This is a genomic window from Acinetobacter sp. SWAC5 (assembly GCF_003419885.1).
Classification (GTDB): domain Bacteria; phylum Pseudomonadota; class Gammaproteobacteria; order Pseudomonadales; family Moraxellaceae; genus Acinetobacter; species Acinetobacter cumulans.
In genome coordinates this window covers 155,545-179,504 of the sequence record NZ_QUWR01000004.1, presented here as the reverse complement: position 1 = coordinate 179,504, position 23,960 = coordinate 155,545, and the positions used below count along the sequence as shown (strand labels likewise).

General features: G+C 41.5%; 21 protein-coding genes and 4 tRNA genes. 9 read left to right on the top strand and 16 right to left on the bottom strand.

The window, feature by feature from the left end:
• Nucleotides 1-12: 12 nt before the first annotated feature.
• A complete protein-coding gene (locus DYI81_RS04730; RefSeq protein ID WP_117006857.1) occupies nucleotides 13-786 on the bottom strand; it encodes a class I SAM-dependent methyltransferase in 774 nt (257 codons plus the stop codon).
• 123 nt (nucleotides 787-909) lie between these two features.
• Here DYI81_RS04730 and DYI81_RS04725 point away from each other — a divergent pair, with 123 nt between their 5' ends.
• From DYI81_RS04725 to DYI81_RS04715, 3 genes are all read left to right on the top strand, one after another.
• The gene (locus DYI81_RS04725; RefSeq protein WP_117006856.1) at nucleotides 910-2,184 is read left to right on the top strand and encodes a hypothetical protein; all 1,275 of its coding nucleotides are present in this window, start codon (nucleotides 910-912) and stop codon (nucleotides 2,182-2,184) included.
• A 112-nt stretch (nucleotides 2,185-2,296) separates the two neighbouring features.
• Nucleotides 2,297-2,503: a hypothetical protein gene (locus DYI81_RS04720; protein ID WP_130125648.1), complete on the top strand. Its 207-nt coding sequence runs from the start codon at nucleotides 2,297-2,299 to the stop codon at nucleotides 2,501-2,503.
• 114 nt (nucleotides 2,504-2,617) lie between these two features.
• Nucleotides 2,618-3,571, top strand: coding sequence for a 2-hydroxyacid dehydrogenase (locus tag DYI81_RS04715; RefSeq protein WP_117006855.1), 954 nt, complete (start codon nucleotides 2,618-2,620; stop codon nucleotides 3,569-3,571).
• A gap of 78 nt (nucleotides 3,572-3,649) precedes the next feature.
• On the opposite strand, the gene DYI81_RS04710 is transcribed toward DYI81_RS04715, so the two are convergent.
• From DYI81_RS04710 to DYI81_RS04700, 3 genes are all read right to left on the bottom strand, one after another.
• Nucleotides 3,650-4,171 carry a hypothetical protein gene (locus DYI81_RS04710; RefSeq protein WP_106986520.1) on the bottom strand — a complete coding sequence of 174 codons (522 nt, stop codon included), beginning with the start codon at nucleotides 4,169-4,171 and terminating at the stop codon, nucleotides 3,650-3,652.
• Between the two features lie 211 nt (nucleotides 4,172-4,382).
• Nucleotides 4,383-4,931, bottom strand: a complete 549-nt coding sequence (locus DYI81_RS04705) for a hypothetical protein (protein ID WP_106986519.1) — start codon at nucleotides 4,929-4,931, stop codon at nucleotides 4,383-4,385.
• 280 nt (nucleotides 4,932-5,211) lie between these two features.
• Nucleotides 5,212-5,601 carry a hypothetical protein gene (locus tag DYI81_RS04700; RefSeq protein WP_106986518.1) on the bottom strand — a complete coding sequence of 130 codons (390 nt, stop codon included), beginning with the start codon at nucleotides 5,599-5,601 and terminating at the stop codon, nucleotides 5,212-5,214.
• 554 nt (nucleotides 5,602-6,155) lie between these two features.
• On the opposite strand from DYI81_RS04700, the gene DYI81_RS04695 reads away from it, so the two are divergent.
• The gene (locus DYI81_RS04695; protein ID WP_106986517.1) at nucleotides 6,156-6,584 is read left to right on the top strand and encodes a hypothetical protein; all 429 of its coding nucleotides are present in this window, start codon (nucleotides 6,156-6,158) and stop codon (nucleotides 6,582-6,584) included.
• Nucleotides 6,585-6,748: 164 nt separating this feature from the next.
• On the opposite strand, the gene DYI81_RS04690 is transcribed toward DYI81_RS04695, so the two are convergent.
• From DYI81_RS04690 to DYI81_RS04670, 5 genes are all read right to left on the bottom strand, one after another.
• Nucleotides 6,749-7,078 carry a hypothetical protein gene (locus DYI81_RS04690; RefSeq protein WP_227865814.1) on the bottom strand — a complete coding sequence of 110 codons (330 nt, stop codon included), beginning with the start codon at nucleotides 7,076-7,078 and terminating at the stop codon, nucleotides 6,749-6,751.
• A gap of 208 nt (nucleotides 7,079-7,286) precedes the next feature.
• Entirely contained in the window at nucleotides 7,287-7,685 is a 399-nt protein-coding gene (locus DYI81_RS04685; protein ID WP_106986515.1) for a hypothetical protein, read from the bottom strand.
• A gap of 182 nt (nucleotides 7,686-7,867) precedes the next feature.
• Entirely contained in the window at nucleotides 7,868-9,937 is a 2,070-nt protein-coding gene (glyS, locus tag DYI81_RS04680) for a glycine--tRNA ligase subunit beta (RefSeq protein ID WP_117006854.1), read from the bottom strand.
• Entirely contained in the window at nucleotides 9,937-10,911 is a 975-nt protein-coding gene (gene glyQ / locus DYI81_RS04675; protein ID WP_117006853.1) for a glycine--tRNA ligase subunit alpha, read from the bottom strand. The genes glyS and glyQ overlap by 1 nt, the downstream gene beginning before the upstream one ends.
• An 88-nt stretch (nucleotides 10,912-10,999) precedes the next feature.
• Entirely contained in the window at nucleotides 11,000-12,541 is a 1,542-nt protein-coding gene (locus DYI81_RS04670; RefSeq protein ID WP_117006852.1) for a hypothetical protein, read from the bottom strand.
• A 176-nt stretch (nucleotides 12,542-12,717) separates the two neighbouring features.
• Here DYI81_RS04670 and DYI81_RS04665 point away from each other — a divergent pair, with 176 nt between their 5' ends.
• Nucleotides 12,718-13,827 carry an HPP family protein gene (locus DYI81_RS04665; protein WP_117006851.1) on the top strand — a complete coding sequence of 370 codons (1,110 nt, stop codon included), beginning with the start codon at nucleotides 12,718-12,720 and terminating at the stop codon, nucleotides 13,825-13,827.
• Between the two features lie 124 nt (nucleotides 13,828-13,951).
• Here the strand turns inward: DYI81_RS04665 and DYI81_RS04660 are convergent, their stop codons facing one another.
• On the bottom strand, nucleotides 13,952-14,212 hold the full coding sequence (locus DYI81_RS04660; protein ID WP_106985342.1) for a PspC domain-containing protein: 261 nt from the start codon (nucleotides 14,210-14,212) through the stop codon (nucleotides 13,952-13,954).
• 286 nt (nucleotides 14,213-14,498) lie between these two features.
• Here DYI81_RS04660 and DYI81_RS04655 point away from each other — a divergent pair, with 286 nt between their 5' ends.
• Nucleotides 14,499-15,044 carry a hypothetical protein gene (locus DYI81_RS04655; RefSeq protein ID WP_117006850.1) on the top strand — a complete coding sequence of 182 codons (546 nt, stop codon included), beginning with the start codon at nucleotides 14,499-14,501 and terminating at the stop codon, nucleotides 15,042-15,044.
• Complete coding sequence (locus DYI81_RS18220) at nucleotides 15,044-15,166, top strand: hypothetical protein (RefSeq protein WP_265936308.1); 123 nt, start codon at nucleotides 15,044-15,046, stop codon at nucleotides 15,164-15,166. Before DYI81_RS04655 ends, DYI81_RS18220 begins: the two co-directional genes overlap by 1 nt.
• Before the next feature lie 23 nt (nucleotides 15,167-15,189).
• Here DYI81_RS18220 and DYI81_RS04650 read toward each other — a convergent pair.
• The 6 genes from DYI81_RS04650 to DYI81_RS04625 form a co-directional block, all read right to left on the bottom strand.
• Nucleotides 15,190-15,265, bottom strand: a tRNA-Lys gene (locus tag DYI81_RS04650).
• A 213-nt stretch (nucleotides 15,266-15,478) separates the two neighbouring features.
• Nucleotides 15,479-15,554, bottom strand: a tRNA-Lys gene (locus DYI81_RS04645).
• A gap of 47 nt (nucleotides 15,555-15,601) precedes the next feature.
• Nucleotides 15,602-15,677, bottom strand: a tRNA-Lys gene (locus DYI81_RS04640).
• 22 nt (nucleotides 15,678-15,699) lie between these two features.
• Nucleotides 15,700-15,775: transfer RNA gene (locus tag DYI81_RS04635), tRNA-Lys, on the bottom strand.
• 129 nt (nucleotides 15,776-15,904) lie between these two features.
• Nucleotides 15,905-17,746: a long-chain-acyl-CoA synthetase gene (locus DYI81_RS04630; protein ID WP_117006849.1), complete on the bottom strand. Its 1,842-nt coding sequence runs from the start codon at nucleotides 17,744-17,746 to the stop codon at nucleotides 15,905-15,907.
• 185 nt (nucleotides 17,747-17,931) lie between these two features.
• Nucleotides 17,932-21,309, bottom strand: coding sequence for an Rne/Rng family ribonuclease (locus DYI81_RS04625; protein WP_117006848.1), 3,378 nt, complete (start codon nucleotides 21,307-21,309; stop codon nucleotides 17,932-17,934).
• Nucleotides 21,310-22,066: 757 nt separating this feature from the next.
• Between DYI81_RS04625 and DYI81_RS04615 the strand changes: the two genes are divergently transcribed.
• Together DYI81_RS04615 and DYI81_RS04610 are read left to right on the top strand one after the other, a co-directional pair.
• Entirely contained in the window at nucleotides 22,067-23,029 is a 963-nt protein-coding gene (locus DYI81_RS04615) for an RluA family pseudouridine synthase (protein ID WP_106985346.1), read from the top strand.
• Between the two features lie 131 nt (nucleotides 23,030-23,160).
• Nucleotides 23,161-23,829 carry an HAD-IA family hydrolase gene (locus DYI81_RS04610; RefSeq protein WP_117006847.1) on the top strand — a complete coding sequence of 223 codons (669 nt, stop codon included), beginning with the start codon at nucleotides 23,161-23,163 and terminating at the stop codon, nucleotides 23,827-23,829.
• The last annotated feature ends 131 nt before the right edge of the window (nucleotides 23,830-23,960 follow it).

The following is a 23,960-nucleotide window of genomic DNA, read 5'->3' as shown; positions in this document are numbered from 1 at the left end:
AACTCGCCCTAATCATTTTTTTTTAAAGACATACACATGTGTGGTGTATGGAAAATCAATTTCATCTTGTACTTGCTTGCCTGTGTAGTCATACACAATGTGTTCAAAGCGTTGTTTTAAACGTTGTTGCTCGGCATCAGGCAAAGCGGCAATAAAGCTGGTCGACAATAAGCGCTTGGAGACAACCTGTTCTACTGTACCATGATGTAATTGGCGAAAGGTGGTTTGATCTTGTAAGTGGAAATAGGCTTGCTGTGAAAATACTTTTTGCCACTGCCCACTATGGTAACGCGGGGTATCGCCTTCAAGTGGAAAGATTTCATCTGCCAGTGCTTTGACCCAATCAACCTCAATATCACGTTGATTCCAAATGAGCACCAAATGACCATGACTTTGCAACACGCGATGCAGTTCAGCTAAAGTATCGTGCGTGGCGAACCAATGAAATGATTGTGCACAAAACACAGCACGTACAGACTGATCAGTTATAGGCAATTGATCACTCATGGCTTGTAGCGTCTGAACATCAGGATGAGCAAGATGCAATTGCGTGAGCATTGCTTCTACAGGGTCGACAGCGAATATCTGCGTGCTTATGGTCTTTAGGTAGGGGAGAAATTTTCCCGTACCTGCACCGAGGTCCAGTAAAAGATCATTGGTATGTAGCCCAAGCGTCGCTTTTAGCCATGCGCTGATGGCTTCAGGATAATCTGGACGGACATTTTGGTAGAGGCTCGCGCCTGCACCGAAGCCTTTTTCTGCAGCAGGATGGAGTGATTGTGTCATATTCTGCACTTTTTAATCCTTATCACCGTTATAAAATAGCATACTCTTATGCAGGCGAGTTTTTGCCAGCAGATTGCAACTTGGTGACATCAGCAAAAAAAGGATTTTTTAAACAGGACAACGATGGATAAAGAGATTATTTTTGAAGATGACCAAATACGGGTTATTTTTTTAAAAGGCACTTCAAATGAATTGGTGTTCTCATTTGGCGATTTGATTACACGTGCCAAGGGCAATAGCATCAATGCAGAAAAGTCATTGCATAAATATGATTTTAATGTGATTGGTATTATGCCTAAGCAGAAATCATGGTTTCCTGAACAGTCTATGTTGGCCATGTTTGAGCAGATTCAAAGCTGGATCGCACCGTTTGCGACCCGCATTGCTTATGGCGGTTCAATGGGTGGCTATGCTGCGATTAAATATTCTAACTTGCTGAATGTTCAACGTGTGGTGGCCATGGTGCCACAATTCTCGATTGATCCGACAGATGTTGAAGATCCACGCTATAACATGTTTTATCAGCCAGAGCTGAATAGCAACATGCGCGTACAGTTGGGTGATGTAGCGCCATCGCGTGAATACATCATTATTTATGATCCTTACTATGCAGCAGATCGTGCCCATGTGGAATGCTTAAAGCCACTGTTACCAAGTGCAAAATACTTACATTTGCCTTATACCAATCATGATGCAATTGCGGTGTTAGCAAGTTCGGCATTGGTCCATGACCTAATTCGCCATCCTTTTGATGCAGGTTATTTTTACCAAAGCATGCGTAAGGTGAAAAAGAACAGTAAGTTCTATTACCGTAAAGTGATTGAAAACTTATTACCACGTCATCCGAGCGCTTTGGGTAAAATTTTAAAAAATAATGACTTAATGTTAGATGGTCAGTTTTTTGATGCCAAGCAGAAACAAGTGATCTTGCGTGAATTACTGCGCAACAAGCAAGTCGACCAGCAAGACCTCAGTAAGCTGGGTATTGAAGTGACCATGCCACAAGAAAAGCGTAGTATTTTGCGCGACCGCTTTGGGCACGGTTTGGTCTTTAATGTCATTAGCCAAAAGCTCGAAAGTTATGCTGCCAGCGCCATCGCTTTAAATCATAAATTTTTGATTCCAGTTTATGCCAAAGGCAATGGCCTCGTGCAAATTGTGTGGAATGATCAAGCATTGATTGTGGTGATGAATGATCGGCAGATGATGAAACTGATTCGTACAGAAGAAGCTGTACCGGTAGGACATCATCCATTGCTGATGAAGAAATACAGTGACTATTACGCATTGGCGTATAAAGCGCAGTATTTGAGTACAGACGAATTTGGTGCAACCAGCATGGCTGAAGATTTACACAGTGACTGCCAATTTGTAGCACAACCTGAAGGACAGATCTAAGACCTTGGCAGGGAGAGACTTGCTTTTTTAATTTGGAATGCTATGGTTGAAATATAGGCAATAGATGGATGGCCTATCGACCAAGGATGAGATTAAAAGCGAGGAAAGCAGTATGCAATCTCCACTGATGCTTGCTGTATGTTGTTCATTGCTCAGTATGAGCTATTCACCGATGATCTATGCTGAGGACTTAGTTCAAGCAGAATCTTCAGCCACGGTTTTGACCGTAGCTCTCATGATTATGTTGGCGTTAAGTGTTTATGTGGTCATTCGGATTCGAAGCACGATCCGTTATCATCTAGATAAACCCGCTAAATAGCGGGTTTTTTTGTATGTTAAAGCGATGTGTTTTTCTTGAATCTTCACGCATTGTTAGATTAAATGCAAAACAGCCCATTTTATGCATTAAACCCATCTCATTTAAGGAAAGCACATGAAGGCGGTATATTTAGATTACGCATCTTTAGATAAAAACGACTTAGATTTTAGTGCGCTACATGCGGTCTTTGATGATTTACAGCTGTATGAACGTACCAGTGCTGAGCAGTTGTTATCGCGTGTGCAAAATGTGGATGTGATTATTAGCAACAAAGTGGTGATTGATGCGCAAACCATGCAGCAATGTCCTAATTTAAAACTTATTCTAATTTCTGCGACAGGTACCAATAATATTGATTTGGTGCAAGCGACGCAGCAAGGCATTAGCGTCTGCAATTGCCAAGGCTATGGTACGGCAGCTGTTGCACAGCACACCCTTATGTTGATGCTAAATTTGGCCACTTCTTTCCGTCAGTATGACCGAGCTGTGCAGCAAGGCGAATGGAACAAAGCCAACCAATTTTGTTTGCTGGATTATCCAATCATTGAGCTGTCAGGCAAAACCTTAGGCATTGTGGGTTATGGTGAATTGGGGCAGGCCGTGGCGAATTTAGCCCGTGCATTTGGCATGCAGATTCAAATTGCAGCCTTGCCAAACCGTCCAGCTGGCCCTGAGCGTATAGCGTTTGCAGAAATGCTGCCGCAAGTGGACTTTTTAAGTTTGCACTGTCCATTAACCGATGATACGCGGGATTTGATTGATGCAGCAGCACTGAAAAAAATGAAAGCCAGCGCCTTTGTGATTAACTGCGCCCGTGGTGGTGTGGTCAATGAAAGCGCTTTGGCAGAAGCGCTGAAGGCTGGAACAATTGCAGGCGCTGCTACAGATGTACTGACGGTTGAGCCACCTAAAGCAGGTAATGTGCTGCTGGATGCCTCTATACCTAATTTAATCATTACCCCGCATAGCGCATGGGGCAGCGTGGATGCACGTCAGCGCATAGTGCAGCAGATGGTGGAAAATACAGAAGCATTTAAGGCTGGTCAGCCGATCCGTAAAGTGAATTAATGTATTTAGAAATCTAAAAATAGCTATAAAAAAGCCCATCGTGTGATGGGCTTTTATTTGCGTGTAGACAACACTGACTTATAAATCGGTGACTGCATAAGACGTAGTTGATGAGCCTGAGTTGGTTACAGATTGGCTTTGCTGCTGTGGGTTTATGGTGTTACTACGATTACTATTGTTAGATGGCTCACTTAAAGGCTGCTGTTCAATGGGTGCAGACTGCTGCGGTTTGGCGCCTAGGGCTTCTTTGGTTTCTTGAATTTTGGTATTGGCTGTTTGCGCCGCTTGTGTTGCGCCTTCATCCACTTTGTGTACAGTGCCTGATGCTAGGTTTTTGGTGTTGTCCCATGCTTGATCAACGGACGGTTTAACCTTTGCGACACCGCGCTCGGTCATTTCACCGACATTTTTGGCCGCGCCAATCACGCCTTCTTGGGCTTTATAGGCCCAAACATGAAAGATGTTTGGATTTTTGCCATAAGGTTGAATCAGTTTTTGGTTTTGCTGTTCTGTTTGCGGTGCAGTTTCTGCTGTTTGCGCCAATAGTAATGGAGATGCCAGCAGTAAAGTTACACCTACTGCGGTTTTTAATAATTTCATGTGGCAGTAAACCTCAACGTGTATTCATCTTAAAGGGTCTTAACGCATTATAAGCAAGCAAAGCGCAATAGGAAGTTTTGAATGCAAAATCTATACAGCTGCGTTTTGGCACGGTGAAAAGTGAAAGCTAAATGCGTTGTGCAATAAAAACAAAGCCCATCGGAAATGAAGGGCTTTGTTTGAAGCTTGGTAAAATAAGTCTAATACAGGCTTATTTTTTGCTTACTTCAGTTTTTGCAGAAGTTTTAATTTCTGCAGAACCGACAGGTGTTTTCACCTGCGCTGAGCCTTCACCGTCAAAGCCTGCGCTGCGTGGTTGATTAATGTGATCTTTCAGCTTTTGGTTTTTGCTTTTTAGATACGATTTGGTTTTTTCGCTTTTATCTGAGGCAAATTTTTTGCTTTGCTCTGTTTTAGATTTTAGCAGATCGTGGCTTTTTTCTGCATCGTCATGCAATGACTGTTTGTGCTCTTCAGCTTTTGCTTCTTGAGTGGCTTTAATTTCAGCGACTTTGTCTTTTGTGGTGTCCCATTTTTCTTGGCTGGCTTCTTTGGTGTGTTCAGCGCCTTGGACGACGGTGTCACCTGTTTTATGCGCAATCGTTTTAATGTCTTGGCCTAGGTTGTTTAACACGCCTGGTGTTTGCGCTTGCACAGCGACGTTAGTGCTGCTGTTTGCAGAAATAGCTGTATTTGCAAATAGGACAGGTGAAGCTACCAGCAGAGCTGCGCCAATTAAGCTGTGTTTTAATAATTTCATTTTTCTATACACCTCATTGTTGTGAGCACTGCGCCGTACGAGGACGGAGTGTGCGATGAGATATTAGATGCAATTTTTTTGAAAATGGCGCTTTTTGATAAAACATACACAGCGTTTTACATGCCAAATACGCTGTAGGAGAAGTTATGGAGGGCTGGTAACAATGCTTGTGAATTGTAAATAAATTACAGATTGTCAGTCTTGAGTGGGGGAGTTTGGGCTGTAGGTGGATAAGGGCATCACTCATACAGATAATGAGTGATGCGGTTTTAACGGAACATTAGTCACATTGTGAAATGGCTTCTTTTGCAAAGTGATGACGTAATGCAAGGAAGTTCTTTTGGACTTCTGGTGCATGTAGGTCAAAGCCTGTTGCTGTGCTGGTGCCATCTTTGGCGAAGGTTGCAGAGCCAGCAGATATAAGCGTTAAGCCTTTAAATGTCCATTGTTCTACCACTTTGCCATTTTCTAACTGACCCGTAAATTCAATCACGCATTTGTCTACTAGCTTGTTGAGCTGTGCTTTGTTGTTGGTGGTATTTGGGTAGACGTCAATATTTGAGACTTCTTGTAATGCACCAGCTTGGATTTGCGGAATTGTTGGAGCAGATGTACAAGCGCTAAGTGCAAGACCCGCAAGACCAGTCAAAATGAGTGCTTTTAGTTTCATAAGGTTCTTTCTTGTTGAGTGTTGTTGTATTTGAGTATAGGGATTTGAGATGAAGATGACTATATTTTTTATATGTTGACAGTGTATAGCATTGAATATAGATAAATAACTGCCTTATGCGAATGTTTAAATAATAAAAAATAGCATCGGATGAAATGGAGAGTTAGGACAAAGCTTGTAGTCTCTTATGTTGTTAGTGTGTCTTTTGACCATGTGTATGATGTAATCCAATTCAGGTTACTGATCTGGAAATAGGCTTTTGTATTTGGGTTGTACGGGCTCTTTAGTTTACTTGCAATAAGGTGCTTTGATGATCCAAAAAATGAAGAATGATGAAGATTTGTAATTTGAAATACCAAAATGAGCTTTAAACCAGTTTTTAAAATTTCGTCAGTATTTGGATAGGCAGTATCGAGATTTCATCAGAAAAATAGGTTGAGTGGGATGCTTCGTAAATTTTTAGATAAAATATGATGTCATGATTTAAATGCCAATCGTTAGATTAAAGATCATGATTGATCAAAATAATAAGAGTTAATATTACTGAGGCTGGTATGAAAATTATATGGAAGAAAAAGATATTAAAACTATTGGGTTGGGAGTTTCTGTTGCTTGTTGCTTCAAGTTTATTCTTTTTAACCGATTTTTATTATGATTGGTATAACAGCCAACGGGCAGAAGAGGATGTACATAAGGTCATGGCACTCGGACAATATCTGCTTGGTGTTTTGGTATCGAGTGTATTTGGCTTGTGGTTGTTGGGTTTAGTGCGTTCTTTTTTACATTTTTTGGTGGGTTTAATTTTAGTGATTGTGCAGTTGTGGATTAGTCTATTATTTTGTAGTACAGGCACATATGAAATTGAATGGGTCGCTTTAGTAGGTTTTGTTTATTACGTTATTTTAACGGTGCTGCATATTTGGTTAGCTTCACAATGGATGAAAACGTTAACACTACGAAAAATGACTTTGAAAGGGGAATAAGATTTATTTTCAAGACCTAACTTTGTCACTTAAAACGTATGTTAAAAAACCGCATTTAAGCGGTTTTTTAACAGTAATTGGAACTTAGGGCTGAAGCACCTAAATATCCATAACGGCTATAAAAAAATAATAAAGCTCAGCAAGCCTCGTCCTTTTTTGTGTAATTAAATCCCTGGCAAAAAGAACAGTACTACCAAACTACCCAATATCCCGCCTATTATGAGCCAGTCTTTCTTACGCATCTCTGCAATGTTGAGGATAGAAAAATACAAACTTGGGTACAGAATGCCTGCAAAAATGAGTATGCACAGTGGGTTATTAAACAAAAACTCAGAATAACCCGACAACACAAAAATAGCCGTGCTGGATATCCAATACAGCACAGCCAAGATAAATTTATTTATGGCTAATGCACGAACTGAACGGTCAAGGCGACTCAAGGATACTGCAAGTATCACGATAGCAATGATGCCACCCAGAATCGAAATCAACATAAAGAACAGGCCACTCATATCTGGCTTAGTGATGATATGTGGATAGAATTTCACCAGAGCGAAACTAAGTGCTAATAGCAGGGCATGAATTATAAAAAGATACAGATCAGGGCGATAATGACGCGGAACTTTCATATTTGAAATTTATTATTCTTATAAAAAATCCCGCTAGTTTTAGCAGGATTTTAATATATTTAAAATACGTTTTTTATTGCAGGCGTACAAATTTCTCTACACGGTCATTCAAGTCGTATGTCACTTCAAATGCTGCTTTTTTACCATCAAAGGTCGCTTCAGTTGGTGTGGCCACGATTTCCCATAAGCCCAGTGTCGCAACATCGGCTACACCATGGAACAGTGTGCGTCCAACGCGGTTTGCAGTGCTGTAGCCTTGCGTAAAGGAGAATACATCAACACGCTTACCATCCTGCTTAGTTTCACTGGCAATTGGAGAGCCAATTTCAGCTAAAATTGTACTACGTGGCATACCTTGTGCAATGACGGATAGGTCTTTCTTTTTAGGCTGTTTTGAAGCCATAACAGCAGAACATCCCGTTTCTGTAAAAGCCAGTGCAAGCAATAAAGGCACAACCAATAATTTCTTCATTTTTAAATATTCCCCCTTCTAACATTATTGAATATTTTGGAAGGATTATAGAGTAAATAAAGTAAATAAGTTTATGAAATTTAAAATAAAAATTATTTAGAAAGATTTAAGTAAGCTGTCAATAAATATTAAAAGTAATAAAAAACCCGCTCGAAAGCGGGTTTTTTTATTTAATTCAGAACTTAGTGTTGTAACACAGAAATATCAGCCACTTTCGTGAACAGGTCACGAAGCTGAGCAAGCATACGTAAACGGTTTGCTTTTAGGTCAGCATCATCTGCCATGACCATTACACCATCAAAGAACGCATCTACAGGCGCACGAAGCGCAGCAAGTGCAGACAACGCAGCAGTGTAGTCTTTGGCAGCAAATAACGGCTCAACCACAGGTGTAATTTTCGCAAGTTCAGCGAACAATGCTTTTTCAGCATCTTCAACCAAATTCGCTTCAACCACAGCGCCTTCAGGTGCAGCTTCTTTCGCAAGAATGTTGGCAACACGCTTGTTGGCAGCAGCAAGTGCGGCAGCTTCAGGCAAGTTACGGAAGTGATTTACTGCATTTACACGCTTATCAAAATCAAGCGGTGATTTTGGAGAAAGCGCTTGAACCGCTTGAATCACGTCTACAGCAACGCCTTGGTCTTCATATTTCGCACGGTAACGGCCTTCAAGGAATGCAACAGCATCCGCCAAAGTCTTAGCGTGATCTTTCAATACGTCGCCATAAGCAGTTAAAGCAAGTTTGATCAGGTCTTCAATTGAAACGTCTAACTCATTTTCAGTCACTAAACGCAAAATACCAATTGCAGAACGGCGCAGTGCAAACGGGTCTTTAGAACCTGTAGGCGCTTGACCAATCCCGAAAATACCTGTGAGCGTGTCTAAACGGTCAGCAAGGGCAATGGTTGTACCTGTTTTGGTTTTCGGTAAAACGTCACCCGCGAATTTAGGTAAGTATTGCTCACCTAAAGACTCAGCAACTTCATCATTTTCACCTTCAAGACGTGCGTAGTAAGTACCCGCAATACCTTGAAGTTCTGGGAATTCACCCACAAGCTCCGAAGTTAAGTCACATTTTGCAAGAAGGGCTGCTTTTTCAGCATCCGCTGGGTTTGCACCAGTAATCGGTGCAAGTGCAACAGCCAATTTCGCAATACGTTCAGACTTGTTCCACAGTGTGCCAAGTTCAGCTTGGAAAACCATGTTCGCAAGTTTCTCTTTACGAGACGCAAGCGGTTGCTTTTGGTCTTGTAAGAAGAAGAATTCAGCATCAGACAAACGTGGACGAACAACTTTCTCGTTACCTTCAATAATTTGAGTCGGATCTTTAGACTCAATGTTTGAAACAGTAATGAAGTAAGGCTGTAATTTGTTATCAGCATTAACTAAGCAGAAGTACTTTTGGTTGTCCTGCATCGTCGTAATCAATGCTTCTTGAGGAACTGCAAGGAAGCGTTCTTCAAAGCTTGCACGTAGCGCAACAGGCCATTCAACCAATGCTGTTACTTCGTCACGTAAGTCGGCAGGGACAATCGCAATCGCATTCACTTCATCAGCCAAAGCTTTCACTTGACCGTCAATGATTGCTTGACGCTCTTCAAAAGACGCAACGACGTGAGCCGCTTTTAACTTAGGCAAGTATTCTTCAGCATTGGCTAAAGTGATTGCTTCTGGCGCATGGAAACGGTGACCATAAGTCACGTTGCCTGCTTTGTGGTCTTGAATGGTTGCATCAACAACATCGTTGTCTTTAAGCAGCACAACCCATTTTACCGGACGTACAAATTCAGTACGGCTGGCTGCAGAACGCATGCGTTTTGCAATTGGAAGGTTATCCAACGCAGTTTGTAAGATTTGCGGTAAAAGCACATCAAGGCTTTGGCCTTTAACGTCTTTTAAGTAGCAAACTTTTTCAACTTTACCTGCTTGGAAAGTCGAAACTTGCTCAACTGTAATGCCTTGACCGCGCATAAAGCCTTCAAGCGCTTTAGTCGGGTTGCCTTCCGCATCAAACGCTGCTTGTTTCGCAGGGCCGTCAAAACGTTTTTGTGTGTCTGCTTGAGCAGTATCAACATTCACAATTTTAAGCGCTAAACGGCGCGGCGCTGCGTATGCTTCAATTGAGTCAAATGCAAGGCCAGCATCATTTAAGCCTTTAACCGTTTCAGCTTGCAGTGCATCACGTAATTTTTTCAGGCTTTTTGGTGGAAGTTCTTCACAGCCAAGTTCAAATAAAACAGTATGTTTAGACATTATTTGTTCTCCGCTGCAGCTTCTGCTTCAACTTGTGCTTTTAATTGCGCCAATACTTCATCACGTAAGTGCGGTTCAGCCATAGGGAAGCCAAGTTCCGCACGTGCTGCCACGTAGCTAGTTGCAATTGCACGTGCCAATGAACGTACACGTAAAATATAACGCTGACGCTCAGTCACAGAAATCGCACCGCGAGCATCTAACAAGTTAAAGCTGTGTGATGCTTTAATCACTTGCTCGTATGCAGGAAGTGGCAATTTAGCTTCGATTAAACGTGTTGCTTCAGCTTCGTAGAAGTCGAACAATTCAAACATTTTATCAACTGGCGCATATTCAAAGTTGTAAGTCGATTGCTCAACTTCGTTTTGATGGAATACATCACCATAAGTTACTGTACCGAACTGGCCTTTAGTCCAAACAAGATCGTAAACAGAGTCCACACCTTGAAGGTACATTGCAAGACGTTCTAAACCGTAAGTGATTTCGCCAGTTACTGGGTAGCACTCAACACCACCGACTTGCTGGAAGTATGTGAATTGAGTCACTTCCATACCATTTAACCAAACTTCCCAGCCTAAGCCCCAAGCGCCTAGTGTTGGAGATTCCCAGTTGTCTTCTACGAAACGGATGTCGTGTACAAGCGGGTCAATACCAATCGCTTTAAGCGAGTCTAGGTACAGCTGCTGGATGTTGTCTGGGTTTGGCTTAAGCACAACTTGGAATTGGTAGTAGTGCTGCAAACGGTTCGGGTTTTCGCCATAACGGCCATCTTTAGGACGGCGCGACGGCTGTACGTAAGCTGCGTTCCAAGTTTCAGGGCCTAAAGCGCGTAGGAATGTTGCAGTGTGGAATGTACCAGCGCCCATTTCCATGTCGTAAGGCTGAAGGACTACACAGCCTTGTTCAGCCCAGTAGTTTTGTAAGGCAAGAATTAAGCCTTGGAAGGTATCAATATGCGATATGGCGCGACTCATGGTCATCCACTTAAAATTAGATAAAAATTGTGCTCAATTATAAGGATTTTGGGGGTGTGTGGCAAAGGTCTTTTATTTTCTATCAGCATTAAAAATATTGATTACAGAGTTCCTTGAATTTAGGATGCATGAGTAAGTTTTTGAAATCAAAATCTGTTTCGACATCACGGAGTGTGAAATAGCTTTCAGTATCTTTTTGATTCTGTTTAAGTGATGCTTCTAGTAGATTTAAACTTGAGTCGACATTATCTTTTAAAGCTTCTAAACATGCTTGATTGTATAAAATGCGACTGATTATATTGTTAGTATTATTTCGGTATTCATCGGTTGTTTTAAGTTTGTTGAGAGCATTTTCGGCTTCTTGAAGAAAGCTGGGTTCACTGAGCAAATTGTTTTCTTTTTGAATTCGATAAATCGTTAAACAAGTATGACTAAGATTAAGTAAAGCCCAAAAATTATTAGGTTTGCTTTCTAATGCTTCGAGTAAATACTTTTTCAAAGTAAAAAGATTTTTTAATCTTTCTTGAATGAGATGCTTGTATTGGGATGGTTTAGCGCGTTCTTTAAAATTATAGGAACCTTCTAGGTCTGATATTTTAAGAATTTTATAGACAAGGTTGATGAATTTTTGATGTTGTTCGAGCTTTTGTGAATGGTTGATTCTCTCTAGATGCTTTTTACAATCATGAATAAATTCTTGATAAAAATTACCTAATTGTTGGTGAGTATTGAATTTTATTTCATCAATGTATAGTTGGAGTCGTTCACTAGGATCTTCGATAAAACTTAAAGGGCACTCTATATCTTTATTAATTTGCAAAAATATAGAATCGGCATCACAGCCATAAATGACTTTGCACTCTTCATCATTCTCTAAAAATTGATGGCTTTCTTTTTGTAAAACTTGTTCTTTGTATTCGAGCCAATATAACCAATTATTGAATGGCCTTAGCTCATTTAAAGCATCCATTAAGGGATCATTTTCCCCACTATAACCTGCAACAATCCAAGGACTTTTACAGCCTGTAGACACTACAACTTTTTGTAAAATCGGATCGTGTATATTTAATTGTGATGATGTGTTTCTTTGAACTTGTCCTGCATGTTGACCATTTAAGTAAATAATACAGGGGTCATCAAAAAGTTCAGGATTTATTTGATCTACTGAACCTAGATCATAAATAGCTGGTAGTGGATACATGCCAACCATATAACAAGCATTAATGAGTAATGGGTCAAAGTTAGTGGTCAAAATACGTTTGATATAACCTTGCTTTAATAATTCTGCGATGGTCAGGTGAGCAAAGTTTAGTTTGGCTTTGGGGATGCTCCTTGCTTCATTACCCTGAATATGCCATTGAAAAATCTCTTTACGATGAGCAGGTGATAGTTTACTCATAATGTCGTTGTATTGAAGTATGCTTAAATTCTCTATGGATTGTCGTTTTACTTCTTCTGTAAAATAATTAGGAAAGTTGTCGATCGCGATTTTCATTAGCTTTTGCGCAGGCGGTATGCCAGCAGATACAGAAATGCCTGCTCCGACCAGTAAAATTGCACCACCATCTTCTTTAGCATCTTTTAAAGAGGCTGCTAAGTGTTTTAAAAGTTCTTCGCGCTTTGGGTTCATTATTTTTTATAAAGTCATATGTTGCTTACTATATTATGGTTAAGTTGATGTTTTTCAAATTTTATTTATATTTTCAAAAATAAATCTAATATTTATAACATATAAAATAAATACATCTTTTAATGAAGTGTCGCCTATAATTCGTTTAAATATAAAACAGCAAATGCAGGTCTCACGTGTTTCACTCCAAAGCAGCTTGGCTCAATACCCTAAAACCTAATTTTAAAGTGCTCCCGCTTAAAGACCGCGTCTTATGTGGGGTAGGGGCTTTGCTTGGATTAAGTATTTCCTCGCTCATCAGTTGGCTTGCACTAGGTAACCTAAATGCATGGTATATCGCGCCTATGGGCGCATCTTCAGTGCTGTTGTTTGCTGTGCCTGCTAGTCCTTTGGCACAGCCCTGGAATATGGTGGTTGGTAACAGTATTGCGGCGCTCATCGGTGTGACCTGCGCAATGTGGATACCCAATCAGACTGAAGCATTTAGTGTAGCCGTTGCGCTGGCTATCGTGCTGATGATGACCACAGATTCCTTACATCCGCCGAGTGGCGCGGTGGCGATTACTGCGGTGCTGGGTGGCAAAGCTGTACAAGATTTGGGTTATGCATTTCTGTTTTATCCTGTGCTATTAAATTCTGTATTGCTGATGGCCTTTGCTATATTTTATAACCGTTTGCTTGGTAAACCATATCCGCAGCGTCCACAGGTCAATATACGCAGCGCAGATCCGACACCGATGCAGAAAGTGTCCATTCGGCCAGTAGATATTCAGCAGGTATTAGAACGTCAGAGCCAGTTGCTTGATATTAGTGAATATGACTTACAGAAAATTATTTTAGAAGCACAGCAGTTGGCAAACCGTCGCAATTTAAGTCAGTTTAGCTGTCGTGACATTATGAGCCGTCAGGTGCTTACTTTGAGGGCCGAAGATGATATTCAGTCGGCTTTAGAAAAATTTAAACAGGTGAATTTAATGAGCCTGCCCGTGGTAGGTGATTTGGACCGATTGGTGGGTAATTTAGCTTTGTATGAGGTCGTGGAGTGGTTCAAACGCGCTGCTGATCCTAAAGCCAGCTGGGAAAATCACGTATATCAGATTATGAATCCTAAAGTGGTGACTGTCAGACCAGATCAACCGATTGAAGATTTAGTTCCATACTTTGTTGAGCGTTCTTTTAATTACATCCCTGTGGTTGAAAATCAGCGCTTAATTGGCATGATTAGTCGTGCAGACATGATTGCAGCCTTAAATCAGCAAATTCACTTCTTAAAAGAGAAAGCTTAAATGTAGGCAAAAAAAAGCTGTAGGCTTTTGGGGGAAAACCTACAGCGACCAAAGAGGTCTAAGGGATCTCTATTGTGTTTATAACAACAGACTAAAATTAAAATAACCTGAATTTAAATGCAGATTACTGCAACGGATCATTATTTACAGTACGTACAGGGTGGTCATAGCCTTGCATATTTTTGTATTGGCTTTGCTGTTTTGGAATCACCAGCCATAAAACCAAATACACCAAAATCCCTGGAAATGCTGCACTCATACATGAAACGATCACGAAAATAACGCGCAACAAATTTGCATTCCAACCAAAACGTTCAGCAATACCGCCCATTACACCCGCAATCATGTTTGAACGGTTCGAACGATATAAACCAACATTGGCCATTCAAGTCTCCTTAATTCATCAATTGTTATATGAAGCATCATGTGAACGATAAAACTTAATTCAATCATGCATCCATACTTTTAAAATGGTGACATGGATCAATTTTTAAAGCTGTTTTAAGCAAAAAAAACGTAAAGATATGTAAAAGAATGAGGATTTAGAAAATAATGGTGGCATACATTTAATTTTAAAAATTTATACAGCATACATATCTATAAAATTTAGAGTTTTTTAATGTCTGATAAGCAATTGGTCATCATATATAAGAGTAGAGCATATTTTACTGATGAAAATTTTAACCGCTCTTCACTTATCGAAGTATTGCCAGCGTTGGGTGACGAAGAAAGTTTGGCTAGGCATGATGGTTTTATCATGCTTTGCCCTCATAGGGTGTAGCTCACCTGAGCATCAAGCCAGTAATGTGCAAAAAGATGTCATCCAAGTGGATAGGTTGGATCTAGAAAAACAGAAGGGTCGTGCTTTATTGAATGTGGCGTTGGGGCAGGAGAGGGTTGCGATCGCTGAACAACCTATGAATGTGGGCTTGGTGAACCAAGAGGCGATGCCTTATGTTGGCCGTTATGCCACGAAAATTGATTGCGAAGATGCTTTTGTCGGTTGTGAAAGTGGTGAAGCTGATTTCATTATCAGTTTATCACCCAATGGTATAGCACATCGCATGATTAAACATCGTGGCTCCATTACCTTTACCTCCAATCAACAATATCGGCAGGACCATTGGTCTTATGACCCAAATGTGCATCAAATTATTTTGCATCGTGCTTCAGGGGGCGACTTTTTTTATGATATTGATGCTAAAAAAATATTGTGATGGATTTGGATAAAATTGCTCATGCAACTGAAGTGAATCAGCAATATTTTGCTGAAGGGAATCCATTGCCACTGAAAGCTTATGTGCTAGAAAAAATTAATACTCGATCTGTGCAAGAATAGATCAAATTGAAAATAACAGAATGTGGTGGGTTGTGTGGGGTTCGAACCCACGACCAATAGATTAAGAGTCTACTGCTCTACCAGCTGAGCTAACAACCCTTTGTCAGGATTAGTGAACTTAAAGCATTGCTTTGAAGCATCACCCGAGTGCAAAAGTGAATGTATAGACGTCAAAAAACACCGTACATTGCAACATCGGTATAGCAAAATTTCGAGAATGGCAAATACACCCGAATGGGTAGATTGGTCTTGGTCGGAACTTGCAGGTTTCTTTTTCTTCGCATGCCGGAAGAAAGAAGCCCTAAGAAAGAATGGTGGGTCGTCCGCGACTCGAACGCGGGACCAATAGATTAAAAGTCTACTGCTCTACCAACTGAGCTAACGACCCTTAGGGAGTATACTGCATTTTAGTCTAAAACCGAAGTTTTAGAAAGATGGTGGGTCGTCCGCGACTCGAACGCGGGACCAATAGATTAAAAGTCTACTGCTCTACCAACTGAGCTAACGACCCATCTTTGGGGTATCGAAGTAAATGGTGGGTCGTCCGCGACTCGAACGCGGGACCAATAGATTAAAAGTCTACTGCTCTACCAACTGAGCTAACGACCCATATCACTTGATGGTGCGTATTGTAGCAAGATATCGATTGAGCGCAAGTAAAAAATCATAAACTTGCTTTTGTTTGTTTATAAATACAACAAAAAAGCCCGTTTTTATCAAAAAACGGGCTTTTTATAATCAGAAACGATACTTGTAGGCGTTAATGTTGCTTAAAATATCTGCAGTTAAGTCACAGTAAGCATCACTATTGGGTAGCCAAACCAAGATACGATCACTGGTTTTTTCAGGATCAAAGCCTTGTTCTTTTAACTTACTCTTTTGATATTTAAAGGTGCCTGTGGTTTCAACTTGCTGTTGTATGCGTAAAAACAACGGGACTGCATAGGCTGGAAGGCATTTTTTAAATTCAACCAGCATATCTTTGCAGTCTTGTTCATCTAATACAGCATTTGGGTGTAGGGTAATGGCTGCCATACCTGCACGACCATTGGTATTTGGAATTTCTACACCATAAACTACGGCTTCTGAAATTTTACTGTACTCACTCACCATGTTTTCAACTTCAGTTGTTGACACATTCTCGCCTTTCCAGCGGAAGGTATCACCTAGGCGATCCACAAATTGTGCATGGCGGAAGCCAATATCACGCACTAAATCGCCGGTATTGAAGTAAGCATCGCCATGCTTAAACATATCTTTGATAATGACCGATTTATTTTTTTCTGGATCGGTATAGCCATCGAACGGTGAGCGACGGGTAATTTTACCCACCAATAGCCCCACTTCACCTTTTTTAACTTTAATGCACCATCCTTTTTTATTGCGGATGGGCTCATTCTTTTCTTTATCAAATTGAATAACCGCATACGGTGTTGGCGAGAAGCCTACAGTATTGTCAAAGTTAAATACGTTACTAAAGCCAACGTTGCCTTCACTCGACGCATATAACTCTAAGACTTCTTCAATACCAAAGCGTTCTTTAAATTTGTCCCAGATATTTGGGCGCATACCGTTACCAATCATTTTGGTGACACGGTGGCCTTTTTCAAGATCAGATGGTGGTGCATCCATAAGATAGCGACACAGCTCACCAACATAGCCAATCGCTGAGGCATCAAATTTTTGTACATCTTTCCAAAAAGAGGAAGTTGAGTATTTACGACGAATTGCGAGTGTTGCAGCACCTGCAATCACACCACACCAGCACACCACAGTACCTGTTGCATGGTAAAGGGGCAGGGTGACATACATGACGTCATCTGGAGTGAGATTTAAAATATGACCGTAAGTGCCATAAGCCAATGTCCAACGACTATTGGTAAAAATCACGGCCTTAGGGAGGCCGGTGGTGCCAGAAGTGTAAATATAAAACAGGCCATCTTTGCCTTTTACACTTTGTGTGGTTGGTGGGTTGAATTTTGGAAATTGCTCAATCAGCTGAGCGAGGTTTTGAAAGCCTTTAGGTGCTTTACCTGCATCTATTAGTGTTGCTTGATCGGCAAACCAATGTAAACGCTCTGGTGCGACGCTCAGGTCATTACGAATTTCATCAACAGCAACACGGCATTCTTCACCTACAATCACAGCGATCGGGTTCACAAGGTTAATGCTATGTGCGAGCACCTTACCTACTTGAGAGGTATTCACCAGTGCAGCCGTCACGCCAATTTTTGCTAACGCAACAATACATGCCACCAACTCAGAGCGGTTTTCAATCATCACCGCAATCACATCACCTTTTTTAGCTCCGAGGGAAAGGTAGTAATGCGAAATCTGGTTAGCCCATTGGTTGAGCTCGGTATAGGTATATTTTTGTTCTTCAAAGAGTAAAGCCATGCCATTTGGATTGCGCTTAACGGCTTTTTCAAATGCGAGACCAAGACCAGCAGGTGTATTTGGAGTGCGTAAATAGGCTTGTTTTAGTCCCGTCAATAAATTAGGGACTTTGCTCATAAATTTTGGAATTTTAGCAGCGACATCCGCAATCCCAATCAGGTCGTGTTGTGTAGTTTGGCTCATGAGAATCCTAGTTATTTTGCGTAATCCAATACGTCTTTTGTTAGCGGTATATGATGCATTCAGTAGAGATATTGGTTTTTAATCGTTTTAATCTAGTGCAATCAACCTAATTTGACAAAAGTATCAAAAAAAAACCAGTCACCGAAATGACTGGATTTTTTTAATCAGCTGCAATTTTGCAAGTATTACTCAGCTGAAGTATTACTTTTCTTTGGTGGACGACCACGAGGACGGCGCGGGCGAGCAGGTTTGTCTTTGTCTGCTTTGACTTTTTCGTCATCTGCATCAATGACATCCGTATTTTCTACGGCTTCCTGAACCTCAGACTCAGCTTCAACAACTTCATTCACTTCAACAGGTGTTGCTTCAACTTCTGCTGGTGTTTCAGTTGCTTCTTCTACAACTGGCTCTATTGCAAGCGTTGCTTGAGTAGGTGCGAGTTCTTCAAGCACTGGAGCGACTTCAGCTACATGTTCAACAGCAGGCGTTGCTTCAGTTGTGCTTTCAGCTGTTTCGGTTACTTCAGCTTGCGCGCTTTTCGCTTGCTCAAGGGCTTGTTCTGCCGCCAATTTAGCTAAACGACGACGTACACGTGGATCATTTGAAACACGATTTTCAGAAGTTGCTTTCGGTGGTGTTAAGTCCAATACCGGTGCAGGTTCTGCTTGAGGTGCTGCTTTAGCAACGACAACATCACGTGTGACAGGTTTTTTCTCAACAGCTGTTGGTGCAACTGTAGAAAGTGTAGCTGCATACTCTTCCGTGAATTTTTGCAATGCACGGTTGAATGTTGGAATTAAACCAAACTGTTCAATTAGCACAGAGCAGTCTTCACCATAGACATGGCGAATTAGACTCCCCACAGTATATTCACCCAAAGTTGGTACTTGTGAAGGTGATAACTTCGGTGCCTGAGCTTGACGATTTTGCGCTTCACGTTGCTGACGACGACGTTGACGCGGGTCATTGCTTGCACGTTTCACTGGTGCATCTTGAACTGGCTTTTCAGCAGGTTCTTGATGTGCTTTGGCTTTGCTCTTGTGCTCTGTTTTTGGTGCTTCAGTAACAACAGCAGTTTCTGCTGGTGTAGCTTCTGCAACTTGTGCACGTGCTGGCTTTTCAGCTTTTGCTGGTGCTTCAGGCGTTAAAGCAACAATTTCACTTTGCGCTTGATCAAGGTTTACCACCATAGCAGTTGGAAGAATCTCTTGGCGAGGTACTTCAATAGTTTCTACTTTAGGTTGGCGCGAAGCAACAGCAGGCGTGTTTTCAACTGCCAACTCTTGAGCAATGGTTTGCTCATTTAAAACGCTTGGATCACGGTGGCGATTTGGGCGGTTTGGACGTTGGTGGTTGTTACGATCACGACGTGGAACAGCTTGTTGTTCATGATTTTGTTGCACATCATGCTGCTGTTGTTCGTTGTGATTGTTGTTGTGTGGGCGACGTGAGTTGCGCTTGTTTTCACGCGCTTCTTGACGTTGCTCTTGACGCGACACTTGGAGCACTTCTTCATGCACTTGATGTTGTGGTGCATTGTCTTGAGCAACTTGCTCACGTGGTTCTTTGTGTTTGTTGCGTTGCTTTTTGTTGTGGTTGCGCTGAGTTGCTTTTTCGTCTTTCTCAACATGTTTTTCTGTTTCACGAACATCAGGCTTATGTGTAACAGACGTAGACGGCGCTAAGTACACATTGCTTGCAGGTGCGGCAACTGGTGCAGCGGCTGTAGCAACTTGACCCACTTGGCCAAATTGACCACGGCTTACAGCACCACCATTCACCATTTGTTCAATCATGGTTGCTGCATTATTTGCAGTACGTGATTGATCGATGGTTGCAGCTTGCTTTTGTACAAACAAGTTTTCTAACCAAGCACATGGGCTAGAGCTTGCAACAGCAGGTGCTGGCGCTTGAGCGACAGGTGCTTGTTGTGCAGCTTGAGCCTTGTGTTGTGACTTTTTATGGCCTTTTTCTTGTGTTTGAACAGGCGCTTGAGCGACTTGTTGTTCGTCTTCTAAATGCCATTCAGAAGCTTCATAGCCCAATTCTTTTTCGCTTGAACGCGTTGCTTCAGTACGTTCATAACTAGTTGGCGCAAAGCCTTCTGGGTTGTATGAAATTTCGTAATGTGGTGTTTCTAAATGCGGGTGAGGCAATACAGTGACACGTACATTTGAAGTTTGTTCTAAGTACACAAGGCTATGACGTTTTTCATTCAATAAGAAGGCTGCAATTTCTACAGGAACTTCTACTTGAACTTCACCATGACGCTCGCGAAGGGCAATCTCTTCAACTTTACGCATAATTGAAAGTGAAAGAGAGCGTAGGTCACGAACCATACCAGTGCCGTGGCAACGTGGGCATACATAACCGGTTGCTTCTTCGAGTGATGGACGTAAGCGTTGACGGCTCATTTCCATTAAACCAAAGCGAGACAATTGACCGAATTGAATGCGGGCACGGTCGCTTTGTGTAGCTTCACGAAGTTTCGCTTCAACCATACGTTGGTTACGGTCTTTGGTCATGTCGATGAAGTCGATAACAACCAAGCCACCAATGTCGCGTAAACGAAGTTGGCGCGCAATTTCTTCAGCTGCTTCTAAGTTGGTGTTGAGTGCAGTTTCTTCTACATCGTGACCACGTGTTGATTTCGCTGAGTTAATGTCGATAGACACTAAAGCTTCAGTTTGATCGATGACAATTGAACCGCCAGAAGGAAGTTTAACTTCACGCTCATAAGCCGTTTGAATTTGGCTTTCAATACCAAAATGAGCAAATAACGGTTCATTTAAAGTATATGTTTTAAGTTTGTCGATTTGACGAGGCATCACAGCTTTAACAAAGTTATATGCTTCGTTATAGGCTTGTTCAGAGTCAATCAGAATTTCTGCAACGTCATCACGTAGATAGTCACGAATTGCACGTGTTACGACACCAGCTTCTTGATGAACAAGCATTGGTGATGGACCTGAATTAGACGTGCTTTGGATTTGAGCCCAAAGGTCTAATAAGTGCTGTAGGTCAAGTTGCAATTCTTCTTGTGAACGGCCAATACCTGCAGTACGTACAATTACGCTCATACCGCGAGGGATATTTAAAGATGCCAACATTTCTTTCAATTCTTCACGAACTGAACCAGAAATTTGACGACTAATCCCGCCACCTTTAGGGTTGTTTGGCATAAGTACCAAATAACGACCCGCAAGTGAAATGAAAGTAGATAAAGCTGCGCCTTTGTTGCCGCGTTCTTCTTTTTCCACTTGAACTAAAAGTTCAGTGCCTTCCGTGATGAGCTCACGAATGTTTGAAGTTTGACGAGGGTCAGCTTTGTAATATGAGTTGGCAATTTCCCGCATCGACAAGAAACCTTGACGACCTGCACCGTATTCAACGAATACAGCTTCTAGAGAAGGTTCAACGCGAGTCACGTGACCTTTATAGATGTTGGATTTTTTTTGCTCACGCGTACGATTTTCTAAGTCAAAATCGTAAAGACGTTGTCCAGTGACAAGTGCAACGCGAATCTCTTCGGCATGTGTTGCATTAATCAACATACGTTTCATGGAGTAACACCTAATAGTGATACACAACAAAACATCGCTATACACGTAGCGAACATCAAACAACGGATCAACCCTCAGATCTCAAATATACCGATTGCGGTCTGAGTTTTTTTACCGGCCTTCTTTATAGTGGGCTTCGGTTTTTGATTCACGTATTGATGATGGCAATACGGCTTCAATCTTTAAACGATTAAAGTCACCTCATGGATTCACTGGCGGACAAGCGGTACATTGGATGTGAGTAACTTTCACTGTCACATTGCTCAAAGATCATCCCTTCTTTGTAGATAGAGTGTCTTGATACGGAATTATCATCGTATCTTTACAACTTGTGCAGATCCAATGTATCAACGCTGTAGCCTGAATGCAGCATTAGGGCGCGACTAATCTGATGTGTATCAGTTTACGTTTAAAACCAACTAAAGTTGGCAGCATATTTTTTTGGGTAAGCTGCTTTTACATCGTATAGATGTAATTAAACGCAACAGCTTACAGTTTTGCCGATATAATAAGCCTTCGGCGTCGGCATAATTCTTTTGGGACCTATGCGTATTTAGATGGGCATTTCATTGAAAAAGCATGCTCAGTAAACTGAAACGATTCAACTTTTGTCCACCAACGATGGTTTCCGTGCGCTGACTATATCAAACCTTGCATCATCTGCCTATGGGCTAAGCTTATGTTTCTTGTGTAAAGCATAGCCTAAATGATCAGTTTTTAACCAAATTTAGTATTTTTTTTAGGTCACAGTAATTGTATGAATTCTACACAGCAATGGCAAAGCGTCACTTGGTTTGAAGTGGATGAGCATCAAGCGGGACAGCGCATTGATAATTTTCTATTTACCCGACTCAAAGGCGTACCTAAAAGTCGAATTTATCGTTTGATTCGTGAAAGCCAAGTGCGTGTAAATAAAAAACGCGTGAAAGCAGAAACTAAATTAAATATTGGCGATCAAGTTCGGGTTGCCCCAATTCGTTATGAACAAAAAGACGAATCAGCCGTACCTGTGTCCGATAAAGTGGCACAAAGTTTATTGGCGCGTGTGATTTACGAAGATGAAGGCTTAATGGTGGTCAATAAGCCATCAGGTATTGCTGTGCATGGTGGTAGTGGTGTGGCTTATGGCTTGATTGAAGGCTTACGTGCTGCTACAGGTAAAAAATATTTAGAGCTGATTCACCGTATTGACCGTGATACATCTGGTTTGGTGATGATTTCTAAAAAGCGTAGTGTATTGAAGACTTTACAAGATATGTTGCGCGAGCACAAAATTCAAAAGACCTATGCGGCTGTGGTCAAAGGCCAAGTGAGTTTAGATAAGCAGTTGATTGATCAGCCACTACTTCGTTATGAATTGGCCAATGGCGAGCGTCGTGTACGCGTGTCTAAAGACGGTAAAGAATCGAAAACCCAGTGGAATGTTCAAGAACGCTTTATGCATGCAACTTTGGTGTACGCTTCGCCATTGTCTGGTCGTACCCATCAGATTCGTGTGCATGGTTTAAGTATTGGTCATCCATTGGTGGGTGATGATAAATACGGTCATGAAACTGATTATAAAGGTCCGAAACCGCGCCGTTTATGCTTACATGCAATGCGCCTTGAAATTCCTGGTTATGCGACGATTGAGGCGCCATTACCTGAAGACATGCAAAGTTTAGTGGCACAGCTGCGCGCACAGAAAGCGGATAAACCAGCTGCAACGCCTGAGGATTAATTTTTAAATTGTTGTCCTTTCTATAGCTCTGCGCTGTGTAAAATTGAGTTAGAACTCATTTCTCCCAAGCCTGCTCTACAAGGGGTATGCACATGATTTGTTTTAAGCAGAATCAAATTTAGGAAAATTTTATGAAAAAACCAGTAGAACTGATCATTTTTGATTGGGATGGCACTTTATTTGATTCCGTTGGACAAATTGTGGCAAGTCTTATGTTTGCTGCCGAGCAGTATCAGCAACCGCTGACTGCTGAAGATGCAAAAAGCATTATTGGCCTAGGTTTACCAGAAGTTGCTCAGTGTTTATTTCCGAATGTACCTGAATTACATGAAGAGATTTTACAAAGCTATGCAACCCATTATGTCGCGAACTCAAAAGGTGATGCATGGTTTGCAGGCGTGTCCGAAATGCTACGTGATTTGAAAGATCAAGGAGTGCAATTGGCGGTTGCTACAGGGAAGAGTCGTAAAGGTTTAGACCGTGTGTTACATCAGACGCAAAGCGAAGATTTATTTGTTGCAACACGTGCTGCTAGTGAAACTAAATCCAAACCCGATCCGTTGATGTTGCAAGAAATCTTGCAGCAAACAGGTGTGGTTGCAGAGGCTGCAATTATGGTGGGGGATACCTCTTATGATTTGCAGATGGCGCAAAATATTCAGATGCCTCGAGTTGGGGTGCTATATGGTGTGCATGATCAGCAAGTACTGTCGCAATTTGCTCCACTGGCAATTGTGTCTGATGTGCGTAAATTGCATGATTTTCTTTTGGCACAAGTACAAGATATTGAACTGATTTAAGCTTTAACTGGCTTAAATAAAGAGAAATGGCGGGTGGCTAGTATCTAACGAGTCCCGCCTTTTTTTATGCAGTATTGGAAAAATTTGAAGCTTATATTGGTAGGCATAGTCTTAAAAAACAACAAATGATC

Bases quoted from the DNA above. Each gene is read 5' to 3' on its own strand.
- glyS (WP_117006854.1), bottom strand. From the start codon at position 9,937: ATGTCTAAACATACTGTTTTATTTGAACTTGGCTGTGAAGAACTTCCA.
- DYI81_RS04630 (WP_117006849.1), bottom strand. From the start codon at position 17,746: ATGAGCCAAACTACACAACACGACCTGATTGGGATTGCGGATGTCGCT.
- DYI81_RS04690 (WP_227865814.1), bottom strand. From the start codon at position 7,078: ATGTTGATTTCGATTCTGGGTGGCATCATTGCTATCGTGATACTTGCA.
- DYI81_RS04695 (WP_106986517.1), top strand. From the start codon at position 6,156: ATGAAAATTATATGGAAGAAAAAGATATTAAAACTATTGGGTTGGGAG.
- DYI81_RS04705 (WP_106986519.1), bottom strand. From the start codon at position 4,931: ATGAAATTATTAAAACACAGCTTAATTGGCGCAGCTCTGCTGGTAGCT.
- DYI81_RS04715 (WP_117006855.1), top strand. From the start codon at position 2,618: ATGAAGGCGGTATATTTAGATTACGCATCTTTAGATAAAAACGACTTA.
- DYI81_RS04655 (WP_117006850.1), top strand. From the start codon at position 14,499: ATGAAAATTTTAACCGCTCTTCACTTATCGAAGTATTGCCAGCGTTGG.
- DYI81_RS04700 (WP_106986518.1), bottom strand. From the start codon at position 5,601: ATGAAACTAAAAGCACTCATTTTGACTGGTCTTGCGGGTCTTGCACTT.
- DYI81_RS04660 (WP_106985342.1), bottom strand. From the start codon at position 14,212: ATGGCCAATGTTGGTTTATATCGTTCGAACCGTTCAAACATGATTGCG.
- DYI81_RS04615 (WP_106985346.1), top strand. From the start codon at position 22,067: ATGAATTCTACACAGCAATGGCAAAGCGTCACTTGGTTTGAAGTGGAT.
- DYI81_RS04720 (WP_130125648.1), top strand. From the start codon at position 2,297: ATGCAATCTCCACTGATGCTTGCTGTATGTTGTTCATTGCTCAGTATG.
- DYI81_RS18220 (WP_265936308.1), top strand. From the start codon at position 15,044: ATGGATTTGGATAAAATTGCTCATGCAACTGAAGTGAATCAGCAATAT.
- DYI81_RS04725 (WP_117006856.1), top strand. From the start codon at position 910: ATGGATAAAGAGATTATTTTTGAAGATGACCAAATACGGGTTATTTTT.
- DYI81_RS04670 (WP_117006852.1), bottom strand. From the start codon at position 12,541: ATGAACCCAAAGCGCGAAGAACTTTTAAAACACTTAGCAGCCTCTTTA.
- DYI81_RS04610 (WP_117006847.1), top strand. From the start codon at position 23,161: ATGAAAAAACCAGTAGAACTGATCATTTTTGATTGGGATGGCACTTTA.
- DYI81_RS04730 (WP_117006857.1), bottom strand. From the start codon at position 786: ATGACACAATCACTCCATCCTGCTGCAGAAAAAGGCTTCGGTGCAGGC.
- DYI81_RS04685 (WP_106986515.1), bottom strand. From the start codon at position 7,685: ATGAAGAAATTATTGGTTGTGCCTTTATTGCTTGCACTGGCTTTTACA.
- DYI81_RS04625 (WP_117006848.1), bottom strand. From the start codon at position 21,309: ATGAAACGTATGTTGATTAATGCAACACATGCCGAAGAGATTCGCGTT.
- DYI81_RS04710 (WP_106986520.1), bottom strand. From the start codon at position 4,171: ATGAAATTATTAAAAACCGCAGTAGGTGTAACTTTACTGCTGGCATCT.
- glyQ (WP_117006853.1), bottom strand. From the start codon at position 10,911: ATGAGTCGCGCCATATCGCATATTGATACCTTCCAAGGCTTAATTCTT.